This window comes from Flavobacterium sp. UGB4466 (assembly GCF_903469665.1).
GTDB lineage: Bacteria > Bacteroidota > Bacteroidia > Flavobacteriales > Flavobacteriaceae > Flavobacterium > Flavobacterium lipolyticum.
The window spans coordinates 21,014-45,682 of sequence record NZ_CAGKLC010000006.1; the positions used below are offsets into that span (position 1 = coordinate 21,014).

Below are 24,669 nucleotides of genomic sequence, written 5' to 3' on the forward strand. Positions count from 1 at the left end.
TAGTTAATGTTTTTTAGCCACGAATTGCGCGAATTAGCACAAAATTTTCACGCAGATTTAAAAAGATTTAAGCTGATGCTCGCAGATTATAATTAAAATTGAATCTGCTCGAGTTTTTTTAAATCTGCTTGAAAAAAAATCTGTGACGAAAAATATTCTTAATAGTTATAATATTTTTTTATCAAATAAGTCAACAACATCTTCCTGTCCAACTTGTAAATTCCAGACATGAAATCCTAGTGCTGCTGCCGAATCTGTATTTTCTTTTTTATCGTCTACAAACAAAGTTCTTTTTGGGGATAGTTCGTGTTTGTTGATGAGATATTGAAAAACTTCAGCATTTGGTTTTCGCATGCCAATTTCAAATGAAAAATAAACTTTTTCAAAGCATTGATAAAAATCACTGTAAAATGAAATGCCGGTTTTGTTCTCGAAAGTTTCAATGTGTATAGAGTCGGTATTACTCAATAGAAACAAGCGGTATTTTTGAGACAGCAGTTGTAAAAATTCCAGTCGGTATAGAGGGAAGTCTGCTAAAATGGCGTTCCATGCTTCCAGAATTTGTTCGGTAGTGGCGTTTGGAAGTTGTTTTTTAAAGCCTGCCAAAAAATCCTCAGGTGAAATGTCTCCGGTTTCAAACAAAAGATTCAATTGATCTAATTCTGCATTCCATTCTTTTAGTCCTAATTTCTGTAATCCTGAAATAGTTGCCTGTTTGTCCAGATTGATGAAAATATCTCCAAAGTCAAAAATTATAGTATCAATCATGATTTCTAATGTTTAATAATTCGTCGTCAAGAATATTGGTTTTTGTCCCATTTTCTTTTGGAATAAGTGGTGCTTTAGTTCCGTTTTTGAAAGAGGTTTTTCCGATGAAAATGCGGGCTTCGTCCCAAATATTCTGGTCTATAAAGGATTGTAAAGTCTGAGCGCCTCCTTCGATAAGAACAGACTGAATCTGATTTTGATACAAAGTAGCTACGATCTGAGGTACAATGCTATGATCAAAATCGATTACTGTAAAGGTAGTGTTTTCTGTTGAAAGGCTGGTTTCGGATTTTGTAAATACGATGGTTTTTACGCTATCGTCAAAAACAAAACTGTCTTTCGAAATGCGGTTATTTTGATCTAAAATAACCCTCACCGGATGGTTTCCTGACCAATCTCTCGTATTTAATTTCGGGTTGTCATCTATAATGGTTTGAGTTCCCGCTAAAATTGCCTGTTCTTCACTTCTCCATTTGTGAACCAATTGTCTGGAATAGGAATTGGTAATCCAAATTGGTTTTCTCTCTGTATTTTTTTGTTTTTCAGGAGATAGAAAGCCATCCTGACTTTCTGCCCATTTTAATAGTATATACGGTCTCTGCTTTTGGTGAAAAGTAAAAAAACGTTTGTTAAGTTCGTAGCATTCTTTTTCTAAAACTCCAACCGTAACATTTGCTCCGGCTGCGATTAGTTTTTTAATACCGTTTCCTGCTACTTTTTCATTGGGGTCAACAGTTCCAACAACCACATGTGGGATCTTATGCTCTATAATTAAGTCACAGCATGGGGGGGTCTTCCCAAAATGGCTGCAAGGTTCTAAACTAACGTATATCGTCGCTTTGCTTAACAGCGATTTGACTTTTACAGAACGTACGGCATTCACCTCTGCGTGTGGTTCTCCCGCTTTTTTATGCCAACCTTCTCCGATGATCTGATTGTCGTAAACAATTACGCTTCCAACCATTGGGTTCGGATAAGTAGTCCCAAAACCGTTTTGAGCCAGTTCTATGCAGCGTTGTATGTATTTTTCATGTATATTCACCATACAAAAGTAGTTAATTTTGAGATTAGTCCCGATAGTTTTGGGGTAGTTAAGCAACTATCGAAAAAGTATTTTTACTTTTGTAATGACATTACAAGGAGTGATAAAATATGGAAAATTGGACTATTAGAACTATTAAGAAAGAAGACAATCAGGCAGTTGCATATTTAATACGATCCGTTTTTGATGAAATGGAAATCCCTAAAGTAGGGACTGCTTATGAAGATCCGTATTTAGATTTAATGTTTGAAGAATACAATAAGCCGAAATCAGTTTATTATGTGGTTGAAAAGGAAGGTGAAATTATAGGCTGCTGTGGCGTTGCCCCTTTAGAAAATGGTTCTCCGGAGATTTGTGAGTTGCAGAAAATGTACTTCTTGCCAAAAAGCAGGGGCTTGGGAATTGGAAGTGAGATGATGGAGAAGTGTCTGGAGCAGGCGAAAATTTTTGGTTTTGAAAAATGTTATATAGAGACAATGCCTTTCATGCATGCCGCGCAAAAATTATATGTAAAATCAGGTTTTGAATATTTAGAAGCTCCTATGGGTAATACAGGTCACGGTTCCTGCCCCGTTTGGATGTTGAAAAAATTATAAGAAAATAGTGTAGTAAATTTGCGTTACAATACTTATCTTGTAATACAGTTGCCCTTGACTGAAAAATAATGCTCAAATACCCAAAATGAAAATCAAACAATATCGGACTCAGTTCATTAAAGATTTATCGCCTTTTTACGACGCGTATGAAGCGGAGAGTTTTTTTTATTTAATTCTTGAAGATAAGCATCAATTGCGACAAATTGATTTGGCATTGAATCATGAATTGGCTTTTTCAGAAGGTGATTTTCTGATTTGGGATTTTTTAGTGCTGCAATTAAAAAAAGAAATTCCAATTCAGTATTTATTAGGTAAAACTCATTTTTACGGTTTAGATTTCGAAGTCAATGAAAATGTTCTGATTCCCCGCCCCGAAACAGAAGAACTGGTAGAATGGATTATAAATGATAATTCAGGAGGGACTAAATCAAAAAAAATCAAGATTCTTGATATTGGAACCGGCAGTGGCTGCATTGCAATTTCTTTGGCAAAAAACCTTCCTGATGCAGAAGTGTATGCCATTGACGTTTCTAAAAAAGCAATAGCAACAGCTAAAAGAAATGCAGTCCGGAATAAAGTTGAAGTTACTTTTATGCTTCAGGATATTTTAGAGACAGAAGAATTGAAGTACAATTTTGATGTCATTGTTTCAAATCCGCCTTATGTGCGGAATTTAGAAAAAGAAGAGATTAAAAAGAATGTATTGGACTATGAGCCGCATCTTGCTCTTTTTGTAGACGATAACGATGCTTTGATTTTTTACAAAAAAATTGCCGAACTGGCCAGGGAAAATCTTTTACAAAACGGACAATTGTATTTCGAAATCAATCAGTATCTGGGGAAAGAGATGATTGATTTATTAGAAAAGATGAATTTCAAAAATATTGAACTGAAAAAAGATATTTACGATAATGATCGTATGATTAAGGGAACTGTTTGAGTTTGCTGTCGCAGTCTCGGTTTACAGTCTCAGTTTTCAGTCATAACTAATTGCAAACTGTAACTATAAACTGAGACTGTAAACTGAGACTGTAAACTAGAAATTATTCATATCGTAATGCCTCAATCGGATCCAGTTGTGATGCTTTTATAGCCGGATATAAGCCTGAAACTATAGCAACCATAAAACTGGTAGCAAAAGCAGCAAAGATAGCCACCCACGGAATTACAAAAGCAAAATTCATTGCGGCTGCAAAGGCAAAACCGACAAGAATTCCCAATACAATTCCAACCAAACCACCTATTTGACCAATTAATAAGGTTTCGATAAAAAACTGTACTGAAATCGTTACTTTGGTAGCTCCCAGGGCTTTTCGTACGCCAATTTCACGGGTTCGTTCTGTAACCGAAACAATCATAATGTTCATTAAAGCAATGGATGACCCCAGGATCGTAATGATACTAATAATCCAGGAGGCCCATCCCAGATATTTGGTGATTCCCAGAATTCGGTTAATTAAATCGTCACTTCTTCCAATTCCGAAATTGTTGTCGCGAACAGGGCTTAATTTACGAACCCTGCGCATCGTACTTGTAGCATTGTCTACAGCTTCGTCCAAAAGTTCTTTTTTTGAAACCATCACACTAATGGTGTAATTGATTTTTGGGGTAGTAAACAAAGATCGTGCGACCTGAATTGGAACTAAAACACGTAAATCCTGACTGTTTCCGAAGGTTGAGCCTTTTTCTTTTAAAACACCGATTACTTTAAATCGGGCTCCACGAATAGAGATAATTTTATCAATTGGGTTAACGTCTTTTAGTAGGCCTTTTTCAAAATCAGAACCGACAACACAAGAGTAAGTATTGTTTTCAATGTCGAATTGGTTGAAAGAACGGCCTAAAGTAGTTTCCAGACCTGAATTAGAGATAAAATGTTCGTCGACACCAACAATCGTAATTTCCGGATCGGTTTTTTGGTCTAAATATTTTACTTCCGCTTTTGAGGTAGCGGTAAATGATAGAGAGGTTTCGGTAAAAGGATATTTGTACTTGTTTTTGAAGGCTACCGCCTCTGGGTACGAAATAATCGGATTGACGATTTCGCGTTCGTTTCCTCCTCTGTTTTTAAGGTTGTTTTCGTATTGATTGATGTTAAAGGTGTTGGCACCCATTGATGCAAAATTGGTCGAAACCGTATTTTCAAGTGCCGTAACGACCGTCAGGATTCCCACCAAAGCGGTAATTCCGATAGCAATAATTAAAACAGTAAGAATCGTACGTAGCAATTGAGTTTTGATAGAACCAAAAGCAATTCGGATATTTTCTTTAAATAATTTTAGCATCATGATCTATTTGTCACGAAAATACGTTTTTTGTTACAAGTTTGTTTTCGAAGTGGTATTATTTATTTTAAAGTTTTTAAGGGAAAGTAGTATTACTCCAATACATTAAAAGTCATTGTCTTTAGTTAATAGTTTTGGTTTGATCGCAATGTCTTATCTTTATTTGTTAAAATGGAATTCTGAAGGTTTGTGACCTTTCTTTATGATGAAGATAGTATTTCTTGCTTCGGGGTTATTTAGATACACTAGATTAAAGAATCCTTTTTTCGTTATTATTGAAATTTTCAGATACCGGGATGTTTTAACTTTTTAAAATAAAAAAACAAGTAATAAAAAATCAAAAGCTTAATCCATATGAATGATAGTGATCTGAAGAGGCTTTCACGTCTTACAGCAATCCTGATAATATTACAGACTAAAAGACTTTTGACGGCCAGTGAATTGGCTGAAAAATTTTTAATTAGTAAAAGAACAATTTATAGAGATATCAAAGCTTTGGAACAAGCAGGAGTTCCTATTTTGACAGAAGAGGGAAAAGGCTATACGTTAATGGATGGTTATAGGATTCCGCCCGTAATGTTCTCCGAAAGCGAAGCCAACGCTTTGATTACTGCTGAGCAGTTAGTTCTGAAAAATAAAGATGCTTCGTTTGTAAAAGAATACACAGCAGCCATTAGCAAGATAAAATCGGTACTTCGAAACAATACAAAAGACAAAGCCAATCTGCTTTCAAATCGTATTGTTTCTGGGCAGAATAATAACAATGACCGGACAAGTAATAATTTGTCTGCTCTTCAATTGGCATTGACAAACTTTAATCTTGTTCGTATCAACTATTTTTCACCGGATAATAATCAAACAACCAATCGTACAATAGAGCCTTTCGCTATGTATACTTTTGAGGAGAATTGGTTGTTAATTGCATTTTGCAGATTAAGGAAGGATTACAGAGCTTTTCGTTTAGACCGTATTGCAGGTTTGACGGTGGAGGATGAAGTATTTGAGCCGCATAAAATTACTTTTGAAGAATATTTTGATCGCACCAGGAAAAAATGTCTTCCACCCTTGCCATAACGTTGTCGCAGGTGTCTTTTAATTTTGCTGTGAATCAAAATAAAAAAAAATGATAACAATTAAAATTCGTAGTGTAATGTTACTTGCAGTTACACTTTTATCCTTCACAGCTCAATCACAAAAACAATCAAAAACGATGGACAATCCGACTATTCAGAAATTTTACGTAATTGGCATAGCAACTAGAACTATAAATGAAAAAGGAAAGTCTGCCGTAGACATAGAAGCGTTATGGACAAGATTTTGGGGTGAGGAAATTCAAGAACAAATACCAAATAAAATCAGTAATGATATTTATGCTGTTTACAGGGATTACGAAACAGATTTTAACGGGGCGTATACGCTAATTATAGGCTCCCGCGTAAGTACATTAGAAAATGTTCCCAAGGGTTTTGTGGGCATAACAATTGAAACCGATGTTTACCAAAAATACCTTTCAAAAGGCAAAATGCCCGAAGCTGTTTTTAATACGTGGCTTGAAATATGGCAGGATAAAAGTTTGAATAGGGCTTACAAGTCAGACTTTACTATTCATGGGGAAAAGTATTATGATGGAAATAATGCTGAGGTCGAAACATATATTTCAATACTACATTAGCTATTTTTAATCTTTGATGGATTTTTACTGAAAATTTATTTTAAAAAATAAGATATTTGCAGACTTAATTAAGTCGAAAGTTGGAAAGTCTTAAAGTCGGAAGTCTAAAGATCCAACAATCTCAAAATCTAGAAATAAATTAATTTTACAGGTTTGTGATTTTAAGTTTCAAAAGCAATCTAAAATCTAAAATCTAAAATCTAAAATCAAAGAAATGGCTTCAAAACCAAGCATACCACAAGGAACAAGAGATTTTTCACCAGCGGAGGTGTCAAAACGTCAATATATTATTCAGGTTATCAAACATAATTTTGAGAAATTTGGCTTTCAGCCGATTGAAACCCCTTCATTTGAAAATTCAGATACTTTGATGGGGAAGTATGGGGAAGAAGGAGATCGTTTGATTTTTAAAATATTAAATTCAGGAAATTTTTTCTACAATAAAAGCAAAATTGAACTGCCAAAATCTATCGAGCAGCTTCAGGCTGTTTCTGCTGATAAAATTACTATTGCAGAAAGAGTTGAATTAAATTCGTTTACAAAACAAATTTCTGAAAAAGCATTGCGTTATGATTTAACAGTTCCATTTGCAAGATATGTGGTGCAGCACCAGAATGAAATTGAGTTTCCGTTTAAAAGGTATCAGATTCAACCAGTTTGGAGAGCTGATCGTCCGCAAAAAGGGCGTTTTAGAGAGTTTTTCCAGTGTGATGCCGATGTGGTTGGTTCAAAATCGTTGTGGCAGGAAGTAGAACTGGTGCAATTATACGATACCGTTTTTACTGCATTAGGTTTAGAAGGGGTAACCATTAAAATCAATAACAGAAAAATTTTATCCGGAATTGCTGAGGTGATTGGTGCTTATGATAAATTAATTGATTTTACGGTCGCTCTTGATAAACTGGATAAAATCGGTGAAGATGGTGTGAAAAAAGAAATGATCGAGAATGGTATTTCTGAAGAAGCATTGGTAAAAGTGCAGCCTCTTTTTAGTTTTACCGGAACTTTTGCAGATAAAATCAATCAGCTTTCCGATTTATTAACAGCGTCAGAAGAAGGAATGAAAGGTGTGGAGGAGCTTAAATTTATTTGTGACAATGTGGCAACTTTAGGATTGTCGACAGCTACTTTAGATTTAGATGTGACTCTTGCTCGTGGATTAAACTATTATACCGGAGCCATTTTCGAAGTAGCGGCCCCAAAATCAGTTTCGATGGGTTCTATCGGAGGTGGTGGAAGATACGACGATTTGACGGGTATTTTTGGTTTGAAAAATATGAGTGGTGTTGGGATTTCTTTCGGACTAGATCGTATTTATTTGGTTTTAGAAGAACTGCAGTTGTTTCCTGAAACTGTTTCGGCGACTTCAAAAGCATTGTTTATTAATTACGGAGATACAGAGGCTTTGTATGCATCACAGGCCATTCAGAAATTACGTCAGGAAAATATCAAAGTAGAGCTTTATCCGGATAACGTAAAAGTAGGAAAGCAGTTTCAGTATGCTGATAAAAGACTGATTCCTTTTGCCGTAATTGCAGGAGATCAGGAAATCGCTTCAAATTCGTATTCACTTAAAAATCTGGTAACAGGCGAGCAGATTACGGTAGATTTTGAAGGATTGAAAAATGCTTTGCTGGCTTAGGTTTTTATGCTGAAATACAATATTTTTTGCGCAGATTCAATCGAATTTGCGCATTTTTTTTGCTTAAACGAAATCTAAAAAAAATAATAATTCGAGAATTCGTGGCAGAAGGGAGGCAAGTCTTTAGTGATTTTTTTTCACGCAGATTAAGCAGATTTTTTGTTTTTACGTAAGCTTGTTAAGGACTAATTCATGAATTCGTGGCAGAAAGAAGATAAGTCTGGTGTGATTTTTTTTCACACAGATTCGGCAGATTAAGCAGATTTTTTGTTTTTACGTAAGCTTGTTAAGAACTAATTCATGAATTCGTGGCAGAAAGAAGATAAGTCTGGTGTGGTTTTTTTTTACGCAGATTCGGCAGATTTTTTGTTTTTACGTAAGCGTGTTAAGAAATAATTCATGAATTCGTGGCAGAAAGAAGATAAGTCTGGTGTGGTTTTTTTTACGCAGATTCGGTAGGTTTTTTTGTTTTTACGTAAGCTTGTTAAGAGCTAATTCGAGAATTTGTGGCAGAAAGAAGATAAGTTTGAAATGATTTTGTTTCGTTCAGCTTTATTTTTAAATCCGATAGTAAATAGTCTGTTCAAAGAATGTTTTTTGTAATTCGTTGCAGAAGAAAAAGTTAGGTAAAGGGCTGTAGCGTTGCTGATTTTTTATTGAATTAAAAGCAGTGAAATAGTTGCCGGAAGAGAAAAAAAGCGTTTAATTTGCGACTTCAAAATACGGGCGTAGTTCAAGGGTAGAATAGCGGTCTCCAAAACCGTTGATGGGGGTTCGAATCCCTCCGCCCGTGCAATAATAATCTTGTTTCCTTTGTTAAAGATTATTGCTTTACTGACTTAGTACTTTTATGTCAGTTGGATAAGTTGGAGTGCTTTTTGTCTCTCGTAAATTCTGTAAATTTATTTTGGTTGAAAAGCTGCATTAGAAATAATTCGTGGCAAACAAACCGTGTACTACCTATAAATCATAAAAAAAAAAGCTTCGTCTCATAAGGCGAAGCTTTTTTTAATATAAGGTAAACTTGAATTAATAATTATTTATAAAGCCGAGGCTAACCCTTAAATTCAATTTTGATAGGTAATAATTTAGTTTTCAATTGGATTTCAAATATACTATAATCTATATCGTGATAGTCTTAAAATTATACTAAATTTTAAAAGGTTGTTTTTGCTTTTTAAATGACTCAGTCTTAAGAAAGTGACAATTTGACATTTTGAAAGATTTGGCAGTACTTTTGCAATCCAAAAGAAAGAATAAAAAATGAAGTTTAAGAATATCTTTAAAAATAAAAGTAATATGACTACGGAAAATACAGAATTCGATCAGGAATTAGATGATGTAACGTTAGAGAACAACGCCAACGGTGAGCAGTTAATTGTTGAAGAATTAAGTGTTGAAGAGCAATTGGCTCAAGACTTGGCAAAAGAAAAAGATAAGTTTTTGAGACTATTTGCTGAATTCGAAAATTACAAAAAAAGAACTTCAAAAGAGCGTATCGATTTGTTTAAAACTGCAAATCAAGATGTTTTATTGGCCATGTTGCCAGTTTTAGATGATTTTGACAGAGCTATAGTAGAGATCAATAAATCGGAAGATGAAACTTTGACAAAAGGAGTTGAATTGATTCATGAAAAATTAAAAAATACTTTAGTTTCTAAAGGTTTAGAGCAAGTTGAATTAAAAGCAGGTGATGCTTTTGATGCTGATTTTGCTGAGGCAATTACCCAAATTCCGGCTCCGTCTGAGAAATTAAAAGGGAAAATTGTTGATGTTATCGAAAAAGGGTACAAATTAGGAGACAAAATTATTCGTTTCCCTAAAGTTGTTATCGGGAACTAAGAAAAGCAAATGACATATTCTGAAAGTCAATTTTTAAAGTATTGGAATTCGGAATTTTAAATTTGGACACAAGCGCTAGCGAACTGGCGAAGCAATTTAACCTAAATTATGAAAAAAGATTTTTACGAAATACTAGGCATTTCAAAAAATGCTGACGCTGCTGAAATTAAAAAAGCTTATAGAAAAAGTGCATTAAAATATCATCCGGATAAAAACCCGGGCGACAAAGAGGCAGAAGAAAACTTTAAATTAGCGGCAGAAGCTTATGAAGTACTAAGCGATCCTAACAAAAAAGCAAAATACGATCAGTACGGACATCAGGCATTTGATGGTTCTGGTGGATTTGGCGGTGGTCATGGTGGTATGAATATGGATGACATTTTCAGCCAGTTTGGTGATATTTTTGGAGGTGGATTTGGTGGTTTCGGCGGAGGCGGAGGCGGTGGCCCTCGTCGTGCTAAAGGAAGCAATCTTCGAATTAAAGTTAAATTGACTTTAGAAGAGATTGCAAATGGTGTTGAGAAAAAAGTAAAAGTAAAACGTAAAGTTCAGGCTAAAGGAGTTACCTATAAAACATGTTCGACTTGTAACGGACAGGGACAGGTAATGCGTGTAACCAACACCATTTTAGGAAGAATGCAATCTGCGTCAACTTGTCCTGCTTGTGGCGGGTCTGGTCAGATTTTAGATAAACGACCATCTGAAGCAGATGCTCAGGGAATGATTTTAGAAGACGAAACCGTTTCAATCAAAATTCCTGCGGGAGTGGTAGATGGTATGCAGTTAAAAGTTTCCAATAAAGGGAATGATGCCCCGGGAAATAGTATTCCTGGTGATTTAATTGTTGCTATTGAAGAATTAGAACACGAGTTTCTGAAACGTGAAGGTGAAAACATTCATTACGATTTATACATTAGTTTTCCGGAAGCCGTTTTAGGAGTTTCTAAAGACATCGAAGCGATTAATGGAAAAGTTCGTATCAAATTAGAAGAAGGAATTCAATCCGGAAAAATCTTAAGATTAAAAGGAAAAGGTATTCCAAGTATCAATGGTTACGGAAATGGAGACTTGTTAGTTCACGTAAATGTATGGACGCCAAAAACGTTGAACAAAGAGCAAAAACAATTTTTTGAAAATGCACTTAACGACGATCACTTTATTCCTAGTCCTGAAAAATCAGAAAAATCATTTTTTGAAAAGGTAAAAGATATGTTTTCGTAAATCGGACTTTTTCTAAAAGGAATCAACAATAAATTTAAGAAACCCATTCTATAGCAAACCGTAGAATGGGTTTTTTGTGTGAATAGTACAAGATTTCGATACTATTTATTTACTTTTACATCCATAATGCCGCAATGGTCAAACTGACGCAGAAAATCTTAATTATAGCATGAGCAACTTACTCGAAGTACATAAAGTCGTAAAACAATACGGTGATTATGTAGCGCTTAACGAAGTTTCATTAAATGTACCAAAAGGTAGTATTTATGGACTACTAGGTCCCAATGGAGCCGGAAAAACTTCCCTGATCCGAATTATAAATCAAATTACTTTACCTGACGGTGGTGAAGTGATTTTGGATGGAGAAAAATTACAGCCCAAACACATACAACATATTGGTTATCTTCCCGAAGAAAGAGGATTGTATACTTCAATGAAAGTTGGAGAACAATGTTTGTATCTGGCGCAAATGAAAGGACTTTCTAAAGCTGAGGCAAAATTACAATTGGAATATTGGTTCGATCGTCTTGGGATTCAGGGCTGGTGGAACAAGAAAATTCAGGAACTTTCTAAAGGAATGGCGCAAAAAATTCAGTTTGTAGTTTGCGTGCTGCACAAGCCTAAATTGCTGATTTTTGACGAGCCTTTCTCAGGATTTGATCCTGTGAATGCAAATATAATTAAAGATGAAATCTTAGCACTTAAAGAACAGGGAGCTACCATTATTTTCTCGACACACCGTATGGAAAGTGTAGAAGAACTCTGTGATCATATTGCCTTAATTCATAAATCAAATAAGCTTATTGAAGGAAAAGTAAGTGATGTAAAGCGTCAATTCCGAACCAATAGTTTTGAAGTGGGAATTTTAACGGACAATGTAGAAGGCCTGATGTATGACGTTACACAAAAATTCACCGTGTCGCCAGCAAGTTTTAAATCCTTAAATGACGATCTGAAACTGGATATTCAAATTGGAAACGCAGCGCCAAATGAGCTATTGCATTTGCTAACGCAACGCGGACAGGTTACCCATTTTGTAGAAAAAATACCAAGCATAAACGATATTTTTATTCAAACAGTAACGGGATAGATTGTTGGATTTTTAGATTTCAGGATTCGTAGAATGAATCAGGAGATCTAAAAAAAAAAATCTAATAATCTAAGAAGTCTAACAATCTAATAATCTAAATAAATGAGTATAATTTCATTAATTATAAAAAGAGAGTTTATTGCAAAAGTGCGCAATAAGTCTTTTGTTGTCATGACCTTTTTGAGTCCGTTATTGTTTGTGGCAATCGCAGGATTCATTGGGTATCTGAGTTCGATGAAAGCAGAGACGAAAAGAATTGCCATTCATGACGAAACAGGTTTGTTTGCGCAGGATTTTCTAAAACAGAATAAGGATGAAGCCGAGTTTAAATATCTTAATTTGTCTGAAATTGATACAAAAGCCCTAAAAGACAGTATTACTAACGAAAGCTTTGACGGTTTAATTGTTATTCCAAAAACCGGTAATTTATCAGATTTAGAAAGTAAAATTGAGTTTATCTCGAATAACAGCCCCAGTATTTCTTTTATCGAAAAAACACAGGATGTAATCGCATCAAAAATTACCAAAATAAATCTTGAAACGGCAAAACTGGACACTTTGGCCATTCAAAAAGCACAGTCAGATGTGAATATTCATTTGGTAAAAGCATCCGGAGAAGAGAGTTTAAAAGGATTGAATGAGATAAAAATCGGAATAGGAGGTGCTTTTGGTTATCTGATTATGATGTTTATTATCATTTACGGTAATATGGTCATGCGAAGTGTGATCGAAGAAAAAACCAACCGAATCATCGAAATTATTATTTCGTCGGTAAAACCATTTCAGCTGATGATTGGTAAAATTGTGGGAACTTCACTTGCAGGATTGCTTCAATTTATGATTTGGGCAATTATAGGTTTGGGATTAATGTTTGCGGCATCGGCTTTTTTTGGAGTAAATGTTGGTCCAACAGCCAGAATCTCACCGGAATTAATGCAGTCTGCCCAGCATGAAATGTCGGGAACAGCTCAAATGTATATTCGCGAATTATGGAATTTACCAATTGCCAGTATCCTAATTGGCTTTGTAATTTATTTCATTGGAGGGTATTTTTTATACAGTTCGTTTTACGCAGCTATCGGTGCTGCAGTGGACAACCAAACGGACTCACAGCAATTTCTTTTGCCGATTATTATGCCATTGATTTTGAGTGTCTATGTTGGTTTTTTTACGGTTGTAAATGATCCTCACGGAACCATTGCTGTGGTATTTTCGATGATTCCGTTAACGTCACCAATTGTCATGTTAATGCGACTTCCGTTTGGAGTGCCGTGGTGGCAAATTGCGATTTCGGTATCATTATTGTTTGCTACCTTTTTCCTTGTAGTATGGTTCGCCGCCAAAATTTACCGAATAGGGATTTTAATGTATGGCAAAAAACCAACCTGGAAAGAATTGTATAAATGGCTTAAATTTTCATGTTTAAAGGTTCTAAGATACTAAGGTTCTGAGGTGCTAAGTTTTTTTAGCTTCTTAATAGAAAAACCTTAGAATCTTAGTAACTCAGAACCTTAGAACCTCAAAAGAATGAGTAAAATACTAATTATAGAAGACGAAGCATCCATCAGAAGAGTTTTGGTAAAAATTTTATCAGAAGAGAATGATACGTATCAGGTAGATGAAGCTGAAGATGGCGCGGCAGGTCTTGAGAAAATAAAAAGCAACGATTACGATTTGGTATTGTGCGATATCAAAATGCCAAAATTAGACGGAGTTGAAGTTCTGGAGGAAGTAAAAAAGATTAAGCCGGAAATCCCGATGGTTATGATCTCTGGTCATGGCGATATGGAAACCGCGATTCACACGATGCGTTTAGGAGCTTTTGATTATATTTCGAAGCCACCAGATTTGAATCGATTGCTGAACACTGTTCGTAATGCTTTAGATAAAAAACAACTCGTAGTAGAGAATAAGATTCTGAAGAAAAAGGTCAGTAAAAACTATGAGATGGTAGGGGAAAGCGAAGCGATCAGTCATATTAAAGTAATGATTGATAAAGTAGCCCAAACCGAAGCCAGAGTTTTGATTACAGGCCCAAATGGAACTGGAAAAGAGTTGGTAGCACATCAGTTACATGAAAAAAGCGAGCGCTCCAATTTTCCTTTGATAGAAGTAAACTGCGCGGCTATTCCAAGTGAACTGATCGAAAGCGAATTGTTTGGGCACGTAAAAGGAGCCTTTACATCGGCAGTGAAAGATCGTGCCGGAAAGTTTGAAGCGGCCGATAAGGGAACTATTTTTCTGGATGAAATTGGAGACATGAGTCTTTCGGCACAAGCCAAAGTATTACGTGCGCTACAAGAAAATATGATCACAAGAGTAGGGGCTGAAAAAGACATCAAAGTTGATGTGCGTGTGGTAGCAGCGACCAATAAAGACCTGAAAACTGAAATTGCAGAAGGTCGTTTCCGTGAGGATTTGTACCATCGTCTGGCAGTAATCTTAATTAAAGTGCCGCCATTGAATGAGAGACGTGATGATATTCCGGCATTGATTACTCATTTTACCGAGAAAATTGCATCAGAACAAGGCAATTCGGTAAAAGTGTTTTCGCCAAAAGCCATAAAACTATTGCAGGAATACGATTGGACAGGAAATATCCGTGAACTTCGAAATGTAGTGGAAAGATTAATCATTTTAGGAGGCAGTGAAATCTCGGAAACCGATGTAAAAATGTTTGCAAGCAAGTAAATGCTTCACGCAATACGCTTTAAGCTTCAGGCTTTAAGCTTTTATAAAAACGAAATAAATTTTTGCTTACAGCGTAAAGCTTAAAGCTTAAAGCATAAAAAAAATGAAACTGAAAAAAATAAACGAGAAGTTACAAGACGCTTTAATTGAGAATGGTCTAACGGAAGCAAATGCGTTGCAGCAGGAGACTTTTTCGACGATTAAAAGTGGGGCTGATTGTATCATCCTTTCTCCGGAAAAGAGCGGAAAATCGACAACAATTGTATTAAATGTCATTCAACAATTGGCAGGGAAAACGGAAGAATCGCCACGTGCTTTGATTATTGTTGAAGACAAAGTTAAAGTGTTGGAAATGGAAGCGCTTTTTGAAAAATACGGGAAGTATACTAATCTTGAAGTTTATGGCGTACACGACAAAGGCGATATGGATTATGATAAAAATTATGTTTCTACGGGAGTTGATGTTTTAATCGGGACACCAAATAAATTAAGTGATATGTTTACGACAGCGGGCTACAATGTAAACCGACTGAAAATGTTTATTCTGGATGATGCCGATCCGATTCTGAAATTACGTCATGAAACTAAAATCATGCGTATTTCAAACAGTATTGCGAAAGTACAGCGAATCATTTTTGCTGAAGAACTGACAGAGCGTATCGAAATCCTGGCCGACAAAATGTTAGTGGAGCCTTATTTGTTTGATATGGACGAAGAAGGAGAAGAGGAGCTTGATGAAGACGAAGATGATATCGAAGAGGAAGAATAATTAAACGATAAAAAATAAATGTCATGGGATTAATGAAAGTGTTTTCAGGGAGTGAAGTGTTAGCAATTGCTTTGAAAGAAAGATTAGAAGAAGCGGGAGTAGAAACGGTAAAAAAAGATAACATCCAGTCAGCTCGTATGGGAGGATATGGCGGATCTGATTTAGCAGTAGAAGTGTTTATTCAGGAAACTGATTTCGCCAAAGCAAATCCGGTTATTGAAGAGTTTAGAATGAATATTCAATAGCGGTATCTTTTTGTAAGATGTAAAATGTGAGATGTGAAAAGTTTTAGTGTACAGAGACTGTGCGCTGAGACTGCAAACTGAAAAAAAATATGCAATATAAAATGTTAGTGCTCGACATGGATGATACCTTGTTGACAGACGATCATAAAATTTCGGACCTTAATAAAAAAGTACTACTGGAAGCACAGTCAAAAGGCGTTTACGTCGTTTTGGCTTCGGGCAGACCGACATCGGCGATGACTGCTTATGCTAAGGAGTTAGAGCTGGATTTGAATGACTCGTACATAATTTCGTTTAATGGAGCGATTATTAGTACGGTTAAAGATGATGTTATCTTGTTCGAACAAAAATTAACCGTTGAGCAAATCCATGAGCTGTATGACTACAGTGTAAAAAAGAATACCCATATCATTACGTATCTGGATGGAGAAATTATAAGCGAAACCGATTCGGAATATATTGATGTTGAAAAAGAAATTACCGGATTACCACATAATAAAGTAGTTGGTTTTAAAGAAGCGGTTACAGAACCTGCGGTAAAATGTATTTTACTGGCGGAACCTTCTTATCTAAAAGAAGTAGAAGCTGACTTAAAAGCAGCAATGCCTCATCTGAGTGTTGCCATGTCAAAACCTTTCTTTCTGGAAGCAGCACAGAACGGAATCGATAAAGCGGCCAGTTTGAAACTTTTGGCAGAAAAACTAAACATTCATCAAAGCGAAATCATTGCGGTAGGAAATGCCGGAAATGACCTGACCATGATCGAATATGCAGGTTTAGGGGTCTGGGTCGATAACGTAACCCCGGAATTAAGAGACAGAGCAGATTTAATCGTAGCTTCAAATAATAATGATGGAGTTGCTGAGGTGGTGCAGCGCTATATTTTAAATTAATTTGTATGAAAGAACCAATTGAAACAGAACGACTAATTTTAAGAGAATTACTTCTTTCGGATGCCGACGGAATGTTTGAATTGGATTCGAATCCAAATGTGCATCTTTTCGTTGGAAAAAAGCCTGTAACAACTATTGCGGAAAGTGTTGCTCAAATCGAAAATATTCAGCAGCAATACAAGGATTTCGGAACGGGCCGCTGGGCAGTTGTGTTAAAAGAAACGAATGAGTTTTTAGGCTGGTCAGGTATAAAATTTATCACCTATGAAATTAATGGTCGCCAAGATTTTTACGAAATAGGATATCGTTTCATCGAGAAACACTGGGGGAAAGGCTATGCTACTGAGGCGGGAAAAGCATTTGTTGATTATGCATTTAACAAGATGAAAGTCAAAGCTCTTTACGCTTATGCCGATGAAGGAAACGAGGTCTCAAGAAAAGCGTTGGAAAAATTAGGTTTTCGCTACGTGAATTCTTTTGAATATGAAGGAGAGCTGGAAGTTTGGTATGAATTGAAGCATTCAGACCTGTAAAGAGATAAAATGAAATGTGTTCCAAATCTTTGTAAACTCAAATTGCTTAAGATTTGCAAAGATTTGGAAAACAGTTCTTAGTTTTTTAATACTTAAGAAAGAGGTATTAAATATTATTTTTTAGCTACTGAAACAAAATATTTGTTTCCGTCACCCATTGTCAATTTTACACGTTCGTCGCAAAGATCGATAGCGAAGTTGGCGCTTTCGTAGCAAGTACAAGTTGTATTTTTGTCTTTAGACATTTCAGTTTTACAATTGTTGTTTTTAAAAGTTGACAATTGTGGAGTGTACAAGCTTACTAAATCAGTAGAAGCAGTTACTAACGAAATGATACTTGCTGAATTGTTGTTTGTAATTCTGTAAACGATTCTATCCGTGTAATTTACTTCGTTTACGGTTACTTTACGAATATAAGTGTAAGCCGTTGAGCCTTCACCCGGTTCTTTTACTTCAAATTTAAATCCAACCGCACGAATGGCAATATCAAATTGAGATTGAGAGTTTAAGCTCGCCCAGTTTGTCAATGTGCTGATAGATGGAAATGGATTAGCAGCCGGAGCAGTTTGTGCCTGAGCGCTAAAAAGGGTTAAGAACATCAAGCAGATTGTGGGTAAAAATGCTTTCATATGGAGTTTTAATTTTTAATTTTTGCCTACTCTTTATGGTTTTCGGCCTGCCCATTTTTATGATAACAAAACAACAACATAACGATGGGAAATCAAAATTGTTATGCGCTATTTATGATTTTGATGCTTTAGTTTTTGGTTCCTATTTTTTGACGAAGTGAAATTACTTCTAAAAATATTTCCAGCAAAGTTAAATGTAAGAAAATTTTAATTTAATATCTTAAAAAACGCATTTAATCGATGTTATTTGCGTTTAATCGATCCGTTTGTCGTTTTATTCTTATTGAATTGGGTTGCATTTTTTTTTAGTTCAATTTTTTTTCCTGACGATTTGGTTTGATTTACAGTTTTTTGAAACGAATTAAAATAGTAGGTTCTTGCAAAATATTGATATATAGTATATTATTGATTTTATTTTAAAGAATATTGTATGTAAATTTGCAAACTCTTCAAAAGAGATGTAAATATAATATCTTACTACTTAAAACGTAGTTTATTCCTATGGAAAATAGAAAAAAAGTTGCCTTTTATACGCTTGGTTGCAAACTGAATTTTTCAGAGACTTCAACTATTGCCCGAAATTTTAACGATGAAGGTTTTGATCGTGTTGATTTTGAGGAAATAGCCGATATCTATGTTATCAATACCTGTTCGGTTACAGAGAATGCTGATAAGCAGTTTAAGCAGGTGGTGAAAAAAGCAATGAAACTGAATGAGAAAGCTTTCGTAGCAGCTGTAGGTTGTTATGCCCAGTTGAAACCGGAGGAATTAGCAGCTGTTGATGGAGTTGATTTGGTTTTGGGAGCTACAGAAAAATTTAAAATTACGGATTATATTCATGACCTGAGCAAGAATGACATGGGCGAAGTACACTCTTGTGAAATTGCTGAGGCTGATTTTTATGTGGGAAGTTATTCTATTGGAGACCGTACCCGTGCTTTTTTGAAAGTTCAGGACGGCTGTGATTATAAATGTACCTATTGTACCATTCCGTTAGCAAGAGGAATTTCGAGAAGTGATGCTCTGGAAAATGTATTGCAAAATGCCAAAGAAATCTCTGCTCAGAACATCAAAGAAATTGTTTTAACGGGAGTTAATATTGGAGACTACGGAAAAGGAGAGTTCGGGAATAAAAAACACGAACATACTTTTTTGGACTTAGTTCAGGCTCTGGATGAGGTTGACGGGATCGAGCGTTTGCGAATCTCCTCTATCGAACCTAATTTACTGAAGAATGAAACCATTGAGTTTGTCTCTAAAAGCCGAACTTTTGTACCGCATTTTCATATTCCGTTACAATCCGGAAGCAATGATATTTTGAAATTGATGAAGCGCCGTTATTTGCGTGAAGTGTATACTGAACGAGTTCATAAAATTCGTGAAGTAATGCCACATGCCTGTATTGGTGTAGACGTGATTGTTGGTTTCCCTGGTGAAACCGACGAGCATTTTTTAGAAACCTATCATTTCCTTAACGAAATGGATATCTCTTATCTGCATGTCTTCACGTACTCCGAAAGAGACAATACAGAAGCGGCAAATATGCCGGGAATTGTTCCGGCAAATGTAAGAGCGAAACGCAGTAAAATGCTACGTGGATTATCCGTTAAAAAACGTCGTGCTTTTTATGAAAGTCAGTTAGGATCTAACAGAACTGTTTTGTTCGAAGGAGAAAATAAAGAAGGATATATTCATGGTTTTACAGAGAATTACGTAAAAGTAAAAACACCATGGAATCCTGAATTGGTCAATACCCTACAGGAAATAAACCTGACTAAGATTGACGAAGACGGAAGTGTTCGCCTGGAGTTTTTGAATAAGCTTACTGAGGCTTAAGTAAAAAGAAATAAAACATACATTTAGTATGTCATTTCGACGTGAGGAGAAATCACACTAGAAACTCGACAAAGATTGGCGAATTTAGGAACGGAATTATTGGTGTGATTTCTCCTCACGTCGAAATGACAATAAACAGAAAAGTCCTTTTATACAAAGGGCTTTTCTGTTTTTAAAATAATTACTTAGCATTCTCCGGAATTAGTAATTTCAACGAATTAATGTAATCGGTATCAAATTCAATTACCCTTATCTTTTGTGGATTAAAGCTTAATTCACCGCCAAACTGACCTTTTATGTCCAGGAAATCGATAGTAAGTTCCTCATCCGTCAATTCGATTAGTTTTCCCAAGTAAGCTGATTTTGCTGATTTTTTAGCAATCTGGAAAATACCGTATTTGTTTGTGATAAAATGGATGATCGAATTCAAATCTCGTATCGGAATGATATCTTCGGCATTTGTTTTCAGACCTTTTAAACGGATTACTTTTTCGGTAAATTCCAGATCCTGATCTCTGTGTATGGCTTCAATGTTTTTATTTTTCAATAGTACAAAACCATCCAGTATAAAATCTACCGGATTGTTTCGCAATAAAATCCAGTCATCCGAATAGTCAATAAGAAATCCGGTATAAAGTTCTTTCTTATCGGTAAATTCTATGGCAATTAATTGTCTTAAATAGTTTTCCATCGTTTAGTTTTTAGAAATTACAACATTTAAATTCCAAATTCCAGCTTGCAGCATTTGGAAGTTGGAATTTTTCAAAAGATTGGAATTTATTTTTAGGGATTAGTAGACCAGATACTGCTGTTTTTAATGAAAACGCGACGACTCAGTTTCAGTTGTGCAACAATCAGTTCGGCAATATCTTCGGGCTGCATTACTTTTTCAGGGTTTCCGTCTGTCAGATTTAAATCTTTAGCCATATCGGTAGCTACTGTACTTGGTGTTAAAGCAGTAACCCGAATATTGTGTTTTCTCATTTCCTGCATCAAAGAATCCGTTAGACCCAGAACAGCAAATTTTGAAGCACTGTAAGCGCTCGTAAGGGCGTTTCCGTTTAAACCTGCTGTAGATGAAATATTAATGATGTCACCCGTTTGTCTTTCGATCATATTTGGAATAACGGCGCGGGTGGTATAATAGGTTCCCATAAGGTTGACCTGAATGATTCTTTCCCAGGCGTTTGGTTCTAATTCCAGGAATTTCCCAAAAGCACCAATTCCGGCGTTGTTGATTAAAATATCGATACTTTTAAATTCGGCTAATGCTTTTTCTACAGCATTATTTATAGAATTAATATCAGAAACATCAGCAGCTAAAGCCAATGATTTTACACCTAAGTTATTAATTTCGATTGCCAGCTGGTCAACATCTGCTTGCGTTCTCGAAACTAAAATTACATTAACTCCCTCGTTGGCAAGTGCAAGTGCGATTGCTTTTCCTATTCCTTTTCCGGCTCCTGTAATTAGGGCATTTTTATTTTTTAAGTCTGTCATGATTGTCATATTAGAAATGCGAAAGCATCATTTGAGTACCACAAAAATAAGGCTTTTGCTTCCTAAAATGATGCTTTAGATGTTTTCTTAATCTAAGTTTAACAACTTTTTCTATTCTTTCAAAACCATGTCGATACACATTACAGCTGCCAGAATTAACTGCCTTTGCGGACTGTCCTGTGCTACAGTTTCTTCAATTTGAAGAACATAATTATCGGCACTGGTGAAGAGTTCTTTCCCCATTCCTGCCCATTTTTTACTTACCTGAGCCAACTGCTTGTTTTCGTGGGTAAATTTGAAATCCCATCCTGTCCATTTTCCCTGAAGTGTAGCAACCGGTTTTTCGTTTTTATCTAAAATTTCAAATCTGCCGCCAAAAGAAAAGAACTTTTGTTTAAAGGTTCCGATCAGTCTCTCTTTATCGTCAAAAACTTCAACATTCGATCTGAAAACGGCAATACCTCTTTTTACCGAAATTAGTTTTTCACCAGAAGCAGCTGCGATTTCAACATTAAAAGGTGTCATTCTTTTGTAATCGGTGAAACGCAACATTTTAGTGAAGAATCCCAGATTATTTTCTCTACAGTTTAAGATGATCTGATTGCTTTCCGGATTATAAATGTCATAGTTGTTTGATGCTTTAAACATGCCAACATGCTCTTTTACTAGAAATAAATTCTGATTTAAAATAGGGTTCATTAAATAATGTGTGAAAATGATTAGTAATAATATGATTGATCTCCTTCTGAAAGGGTTTCAAAAGGAGATCAAATGTAAAAATAATTTTGTTAATAAACCGCTGTTAAAAATGAAATCTGTGTTATCAAATTTCAGTTATTTTTCTTTGTTGTGATAATTATAGCACCATTTATTCCTTTATTTCCGTAGACTGAAGTTGCTTCAGTTTCCTTTAAAACTTTCATCTCTTTGATAGTATTCGGGCTCACTTTAGGAAAATCTTTAAAATTGATTATAACTCCATCAAGAATTACCAAAGGTGGATTGATAAGAGAATTTTTTGATGGGGCACATAGTATGATCTGACTATCGGCATTTACAGGTTTTGTATGAGATACATCTTTCTCCTGTGCATGTGTTACGAGACAGAGAAATATAGAAAAAGCTGATGAAGCAAGTTTTACATTTTTCATCATAAAATTTAATCGAATTTTGCAGCCTCAATTAAACGGATAAATTCTGCTTTATATCCTTCGGTATCACTTGAAAGTCCCTGTTTGGCTAATTTCAGAATAGCATCCGGAGATTTATCCGATATTAGTTTAGAATCTCTTAGTTTCAGACCGAACCAGGCCACTGAACTGCTGAATTTAAAATCATCTGAGGCTTTTTCCAATGCAACCGATTTGTTTTCGATTACCTGTACAAGTTCAATACTTTTATCACCGTCCGGTTTTTTATAACGGAATTTTATGGTAGCAAGTTCATTGCTGTAATTTGTTCCGGCTTCTTCTACTTTGGTATATTTCAAAGCATCAGGCTGCTGTGCCAAATAATCGCTTTTTACTCCAGCGGGAACAATTTCATAAAGAGCCGTAACGGTATGGTTGCTTCCAAGTTCTCCCGCATCAATAGCATCATTTTTAAAATCTTCCGGACGCAGTTTTCTGTTTTCATAACCGATTAAACGATAAGCCTGAACTTGTTTCGGATTAAATTCTATCTGAATTTTTACATCTTTAGCAATTGCAAACATGGAACCTTTAAATTCTTTTCCTAAAAAGCGATTAGCCTCCTGAATGTTGTCGATATAAGCATAATTTCCATTTCCTTTATCGGCTAAAGTTTCCATCTTACTGTCTTTGTAATTCCCCATTCCGTACCCCAGGCAGGTCAGGAAAACGCCCGTTTTTCTTTTGTTTTCAATTAGCTTTTCCATGTCGGCATTAGAAGTATTTCCGACATTAAAATCACCATCAGTAGCCAGAATCACTCTGTTGTTTCCGTTTTTGATAAAGTTTTCTGCAGCAATTTTATACGCCAGTTCAATTCCGGCTCCTCCCGCAGTACTTCCTCCTGCATTTAATTTTTCAAGAGCATCAATAATGGTTTTCTTTTCGTCACCTGAGGTAGGAGGTAAGACCAGTCCTGCTGCACCGGCATAAACGACGATAGCAACTTTGTCTTTCGGGCGTAACTCATTTACCAGTATTTTTAATGATTGTTTTAGCAAAGGCAATTTATTCATGTCGCCCATCGATCCTGAAACATCAATTAAGAAAACTAAATTAGACGTAGGCAAATTTTCGGTTGGAATGTTTTTTCCCTGTAAACCAATTTTAAGCACTTTGTTTTTGGCATTCCATGGAGAATCACTTAGTTCAGTGTTAATTGAAAACGGATTTTGATCTTTTGGCTGTGGATAATTGTATTTAAAGAAGTTAACCATTTCTTCTACACGAACGGCATCTTTTGGAACCGCTTGTCCGTTATTGATAAAACGTCTCACATTGGTATACGAAGCATTGTCAACATCGATAGAAAATGTGGAAAGAGGTGCTGTTTTTGGACTCTCGAAGGCATTTTCGACAAAAGTATTGTAATCTTCCTCATTAGGTTCTACCGGTTGCGGAACAGTTATTTTTTTCAGTTTGGCATTTAATTCTTTCTCCGTAAGGTTTTTGTAAATGCCGTTCTTTGTAGCAACAATAACAACTCCGTTTGAGGCTTTGCTTCCATAAAGTGAAGTAGCAGCTGCATCTTTTATAACTTTTACTTCTTCCACATCATTTGGATTGATTTTTGAGAATTGATCAGATTTCACAGGAACACCATCGATTATATACAAAGGTTCATTTTTAGAAGAAATAGCTGCAGTCCCTCTTATAATTATGTTTTGATTGGGTGCAGGCTGAACATAATTAGATGCGATTGATAATCCGGCAACTCTTCCCTGAAGCGTTGAGGTAATAGTCTTAGCAGCCATTTTCTTGTCACGACGACTGTAATTAGAGCTTTCGTAGTCGGCGTTTGAAGATCCATAGCCTACGACTACTACTTCTTTAAGCGATTCCTGATCAATACTCAGTTTAACATTAATCACATTTTTGTCATCCACAGTTTGAGTTTGAGAGTTGAATCCGATATAGCTGAATATCAAAATGTCGCCTTTTTGAGCTTTGATGGAATAACGACCATCAAAATCGGTTTGTGTTGTGTTTTTGGTATTTTTAATCACTATAGTTACTCCCGGAAGCGGTATACTGGCGTTGTCGGTAACGGTTCCTGTAATGATTTTCTCCTGTGCTGATGCTACGAAACATATAAGCATAGATAGGGCTAATGAAAGAAGTTTTACGTTTTTCATGGTAGTAATTTTTAGATGAATAATCGGGTTGATCGTAGTCTAGGCCTTAGGCTTAGGAATGATTTTTTGAAATTAAATTTGAGCTTTTAC

At 35.7% G+C, this 24,669-nt stretch carries 24 protein-coding genes and 1 tRNA gene; 16 read left to right on the forward strand and 9 right to left on the reverse strand.

Annotated features, from left to right (window positions below; genetic code table 11):
* Window positions 1-165: 165 nt before the first annotated feature.
* Both JO950_RS02940 and ribD read right to left on the reverse strand, forming a co-directional pair.
* Window positions 166-768 carry an HAD family phosphatase gene (locus JO950_RS02940; RefSeq protein ID WP_202701052.1) on the reverse strand — a complete coding sequence of 201 codons (603 nt, stop codon included), beginning with the start codon at window positions 766-768 and terminating at the stop codon, window positions 166-168.
* A complete protein-coding gene (ribD, locus tag JO950_RS02945) occupies window positions 761-1,810 on the reverse strand; it encodes a bifunctional diaminohydroxyphosphoribosylaminopyrimidine deaminase/5-amino-6-(5-phosphoribosylamino)uracil reductase RibD (protein ID WP_202701158.1) in 1,050 nt (349 codons plus the stop codon). Before ribD ends, JO950_RS02940 begins: the two co-directional genes overlap by 8 nt.
* Before the next feature lie 110 nt (window positions 1,811-1,920).
* Here ribD and JO950_RS02950 point away from each other — a divergent pair, with 110 nt between their 5' ends.
* Window positions 1,921-2,406, forward strand: coding sequence for a GNAT family N-acetyltransferase (locus JO950_RS02950; RefSeq protein WP_202701053.1), 486 nt, complete (start codon window positions 1,921-1,923; stop codon window positions 2,404-2,406).
* Window positions 2,407-2,491: 85 nt separating this feature from the next.
* Entirely contained in the window at window positions 2,492-3,346 is an 855-nt protein-coding gene (prmC, locus tag JO950_RS02955; RefSeq protein ID WP_202701056.1) for a peptide chain release factor N(5)-glutamine methyltransferase, read from the forward strand.
* A gap of 103 nt (window positions 3,347-3,449) precedes the next feature.
* On the opposite strand, the gene JO950_RS02960 is transcribed toward prmC, so the two are convergent.
* Window positions 3,450-4,694 (reverse strand): ABC transporter permease, encoded by a 1,245-nt coding sequence (locus JO950_RS02960; RefSeq protein ID WP_202701058.1) that lies wholly within the window; start codon window positions 4,692-4,694, stop codon window positions 3,450-3,452.
* A gap of 351 nt (window positions 4,695-5,045) precedes the next feature.
* Here JO950_RS02960 and JO950_RS02965 point away from each other — a divergent pair, with 351 nt between their 5' ends.
* The 13 genes from JO950_RS02965 (at window position 5,046) to JO950_RS03025 (ending at window position 17,289) form a co-directional block, all read left to right on the forward strand.
* Window positions 5,046-5,765 carry a YafY family protein gene (locus JO950_RS02965; protein ID WP_202701060.1) on the forward strand — a complete coding sequence of 240 codons (720 nt, stop codon included), beginning with the start codon at window positions 5,046-5,048 and terminating at the stop codon, window positions 5,763-5,765.
* Between the two features lie 49 nt (window positions 5,766-5,814).
* The gene (locus tag JO950_RS02970) at window positions 5,815-6,363 is read left to right on the forward strand and encodes a GyrI-like domain-containing protein (RefSeq protein ID WP_237732264.1); all 549 of its coding nucleotides are present in this window, start codon (window positions 5,815-5,817) and stop codon (window positions 6,361-6,363) included.
* Window positions 6,364-6,577: 214 nt separating this feature from the next.
* Window positions 6,578-8,005 (forward strand): histidine--tRNA ligase, encoded by a 1,428-nt coding sequence (gene hisS, locus JO950_RS02975; RefSeq protein ID WP_202701062.1) that lies wholly within the window; start codon window positions 6,578-6,580, stop codon window positions 8,003-8,005.
* 722 nt (window positions 8,006-8,727) lie between these two features.
* A tRNA-Trp gene (locus JO950_RS02980) sits at window positions 8,728-8,798 on the forward strand.
* Between the two features lie 470 nt (window positions 8,799-9,268).
* On the forward strand, window positions 9,269-9,847 hold the full coding sequence (locus JO950_RS02985) for a nucleotide exchange factor GrpE (RefSeq protein WP_017495096.1): 579 nt from the start codon (window positions 9,269-9,271) through the stop codon (window positions 9,845-9,847).
* A gap of 108 nt (window positions 9,848-9,955) precedes the next feature.
* The gene (gene dnaJ / locus JO950_RS02990; protein ID WP_202701064.1) at window positions 9,956-11,068 is read left to right on the forward strand and encodes a molecular chaperone DnaJ; all 1,113 of its coding nucleotides are present in this window, start codon (window positions 9,956-9,958) and stop codon (window positions 11,066-11,068) included.
* A gap of 169 nt (window positions 11,069-11,237) precedes the next feature.
* Window positions 11,238-12,158, forward strand: coding sequence for an ABC transporter ATP-binding protein (locus tag JO950_RS02995; protein ID WP_202701068.1), 921 nt, complete (start codon window positions 11,238-11,240; stop codon window positions 12,156-12,158).
* 102 nt (window positions 12,159-12,260) lie between these two features.
* The gene (locus JO950_RS03000; protein WP_202701069.1) at window positions 12,261-13,601 is read left to right on the forward strand and encodes an ABC transporter permease; all 1,341 of its coding nucleotides are present in this window, start codon (window positions 12,261-12,263) and stop codon (window positions 13,599-13,601) included.
* Between the two features lie 84 nt (window positions 13,602-13,685).
* Window positions 13,686-14,849 (forward strand): sigma-54 dependent transcriptional regulator, encoded by a 1,164-nt coding sequence (locus tag JO950_RS03005; protein ID WP_202701071.1) that lies wholly within the window; start codon window positions 13,686-13,688, stop codon window positions 14,847-14,849.
* A gap of 103 nt (window positions 14,850-14,952) precedes the next feature.
* Complete coding sequence (locus JO950_RS03010; protein ID WP_202701074.1) at window positions 14,953-15,618, forward strand: DEAD/DEAH box helicase; 666 nt, start codon at window positions 14,953-14,955, stop codon at window positions 15,616-15,618.
* Window positions 15,619-15,641: 23 nt separating this feature from the next.
* Window positions 15,642-15,863 carry a putative signal transducing protein gene (locus JO950_RS03015; protein WP_017495103.1) on the forward strand — a complete coding sequence of 74 codons (222 nt, stop codon included), beginning with the start codon at window positions 15,642-15,644 and terminating at the stop codon, window positions 15,861-15,863.
* A gap of 89 nt (window positions 15,864-15,952) precedes the next feature.
* Window positions 15,953-16,756 carry a Cof-type HAD-IIB family hydrolase gene (locus JO950_RS03020; protein WP_202701075.1) on the forward strand — a complete coding sequence of 268 codons (804 nt, stop codon included), beginning with the start codon at window positions 15,953-15,955 and terminating at the stop codon, window positions 16,754-16,756.
* 5 nt (window positions 16,757-16,761) lie between these two features.
* Window positions 16,762-17,289 (forward strand): GNAT family N-acetyltransferase, encoded by a 528-nt coding sequence (locus tag JO950_RS03025; RefSeq protein ID WP_202701076.1) that lies wholly within the window; start codon window positions 16,762-16,764, stop codon window positions 17,287-17,289.
* Between the two features lie 113 nt (window positions 17,290-17,402).
* Here the strand turns inward: JO950_RS03025 and JO950_RS03030 are convergent, their stop codons facing one another.
* Window positions 17,403-17,918, reverse strand: a complete 516-nt coding sequence (locus tag JO950_RS03030; RefSeq protein ID WP_026109828.1) for a hypothetical protein — start codon at window positions 17,916-17,918, stop codon at window positions 17,403-17,405.
* Between the two features lie 501 nt (window positions 17,919-18,419).
* Between JO950_RS03030 and mtaB the strand changes: the two genes are divergently transcribed.
* On the forward strand, window positions 18,420-19,754 hold the full coding sequence (gene mtaB / locus JO950_RS03035) for a tRNA (N(6)-L-threonylcarbamoyladenosine(37)-C(2))-methylthiotransferase MtaB (protein WP_202701077.1): 1,335 nt from the start codon (window positions 18,420-18,422) through the stop codon (window positions 19,752-19,754).
* A 181-nt stretch (window positions 19,755-19,935) separates the two neighbouring features.
* On the opposite strand, the gene JO950_RS03040 is transcribed toward mtaB, so the two are convergent.
* The 5 genes from JO950_RS03040 to JO950_RS03060 all read right to left on the reverse strand — a co-directional run bounded on the left by JO950_RS03040 (window position 19,936) and on the right by JO950_RS03060 (window position 24,579).
* Entirely contained in the window at window positions 19,936-20,445 is a 510-nt protein-coding gene (locus tag JO950_RS03040; protein ID WP_202701078.1) for a hypothetical protein, read from the reverse strand.
* Window positions 20,446-20,537: 92 nt separating this feature from the next.
* A complete protein-coding gene (locus JO950_RS03045) occupies window positions 20,538-21,254 on the reverse strand; it encodes a 3-ketoacyl-ACP reductase (RefSeq protein WP_202701079.1) in 717 nt (238 codons plus the stop codon).
* A 111-nt stretch (window positions 21,255-21,365) separates the two neighbouring features.
* Window positions 21,366-21,953 carry a phospholipid scramblase-related protein gene (locus JO950_RS03050; RefSeq protein ID WP_202701080.1) on the reverse strand — a complete coding sequence of 196 codons (588 nt, stop codon included), beginning with the start codon at window positions 21,951-21,953 and terminating at the stop codon, window positions 21,366-21,368.
* 131 nt (window positions 21,954-22,084) lie between these two features.
* Window positions 22,085-22,408: a hypothetical protein gene (locus tag JO950_RS03055; protein ID WP_202701081.1), complete on the reverse strand. Its 324-nt coding sequence runs from the start codon at window positions 22,406-22,408 to the stop codon at window positions 22,085-22,087.
* Window positions 22,409-22,413: 5 nt separating this feature from the next.
* Window positions 22,414-24,579, reverse strand: a complete 2,166-nt coding sequence (locus JO950_RS03060; RefSeq protein WP_202701082.1) for a VWA domain-containing protein — start codon at window positions 24,577-24,579, stop codon at window positions 22,414-22,416.
* Window positions 24,580-24,669 lie beyond the last annotated feature (90 nt).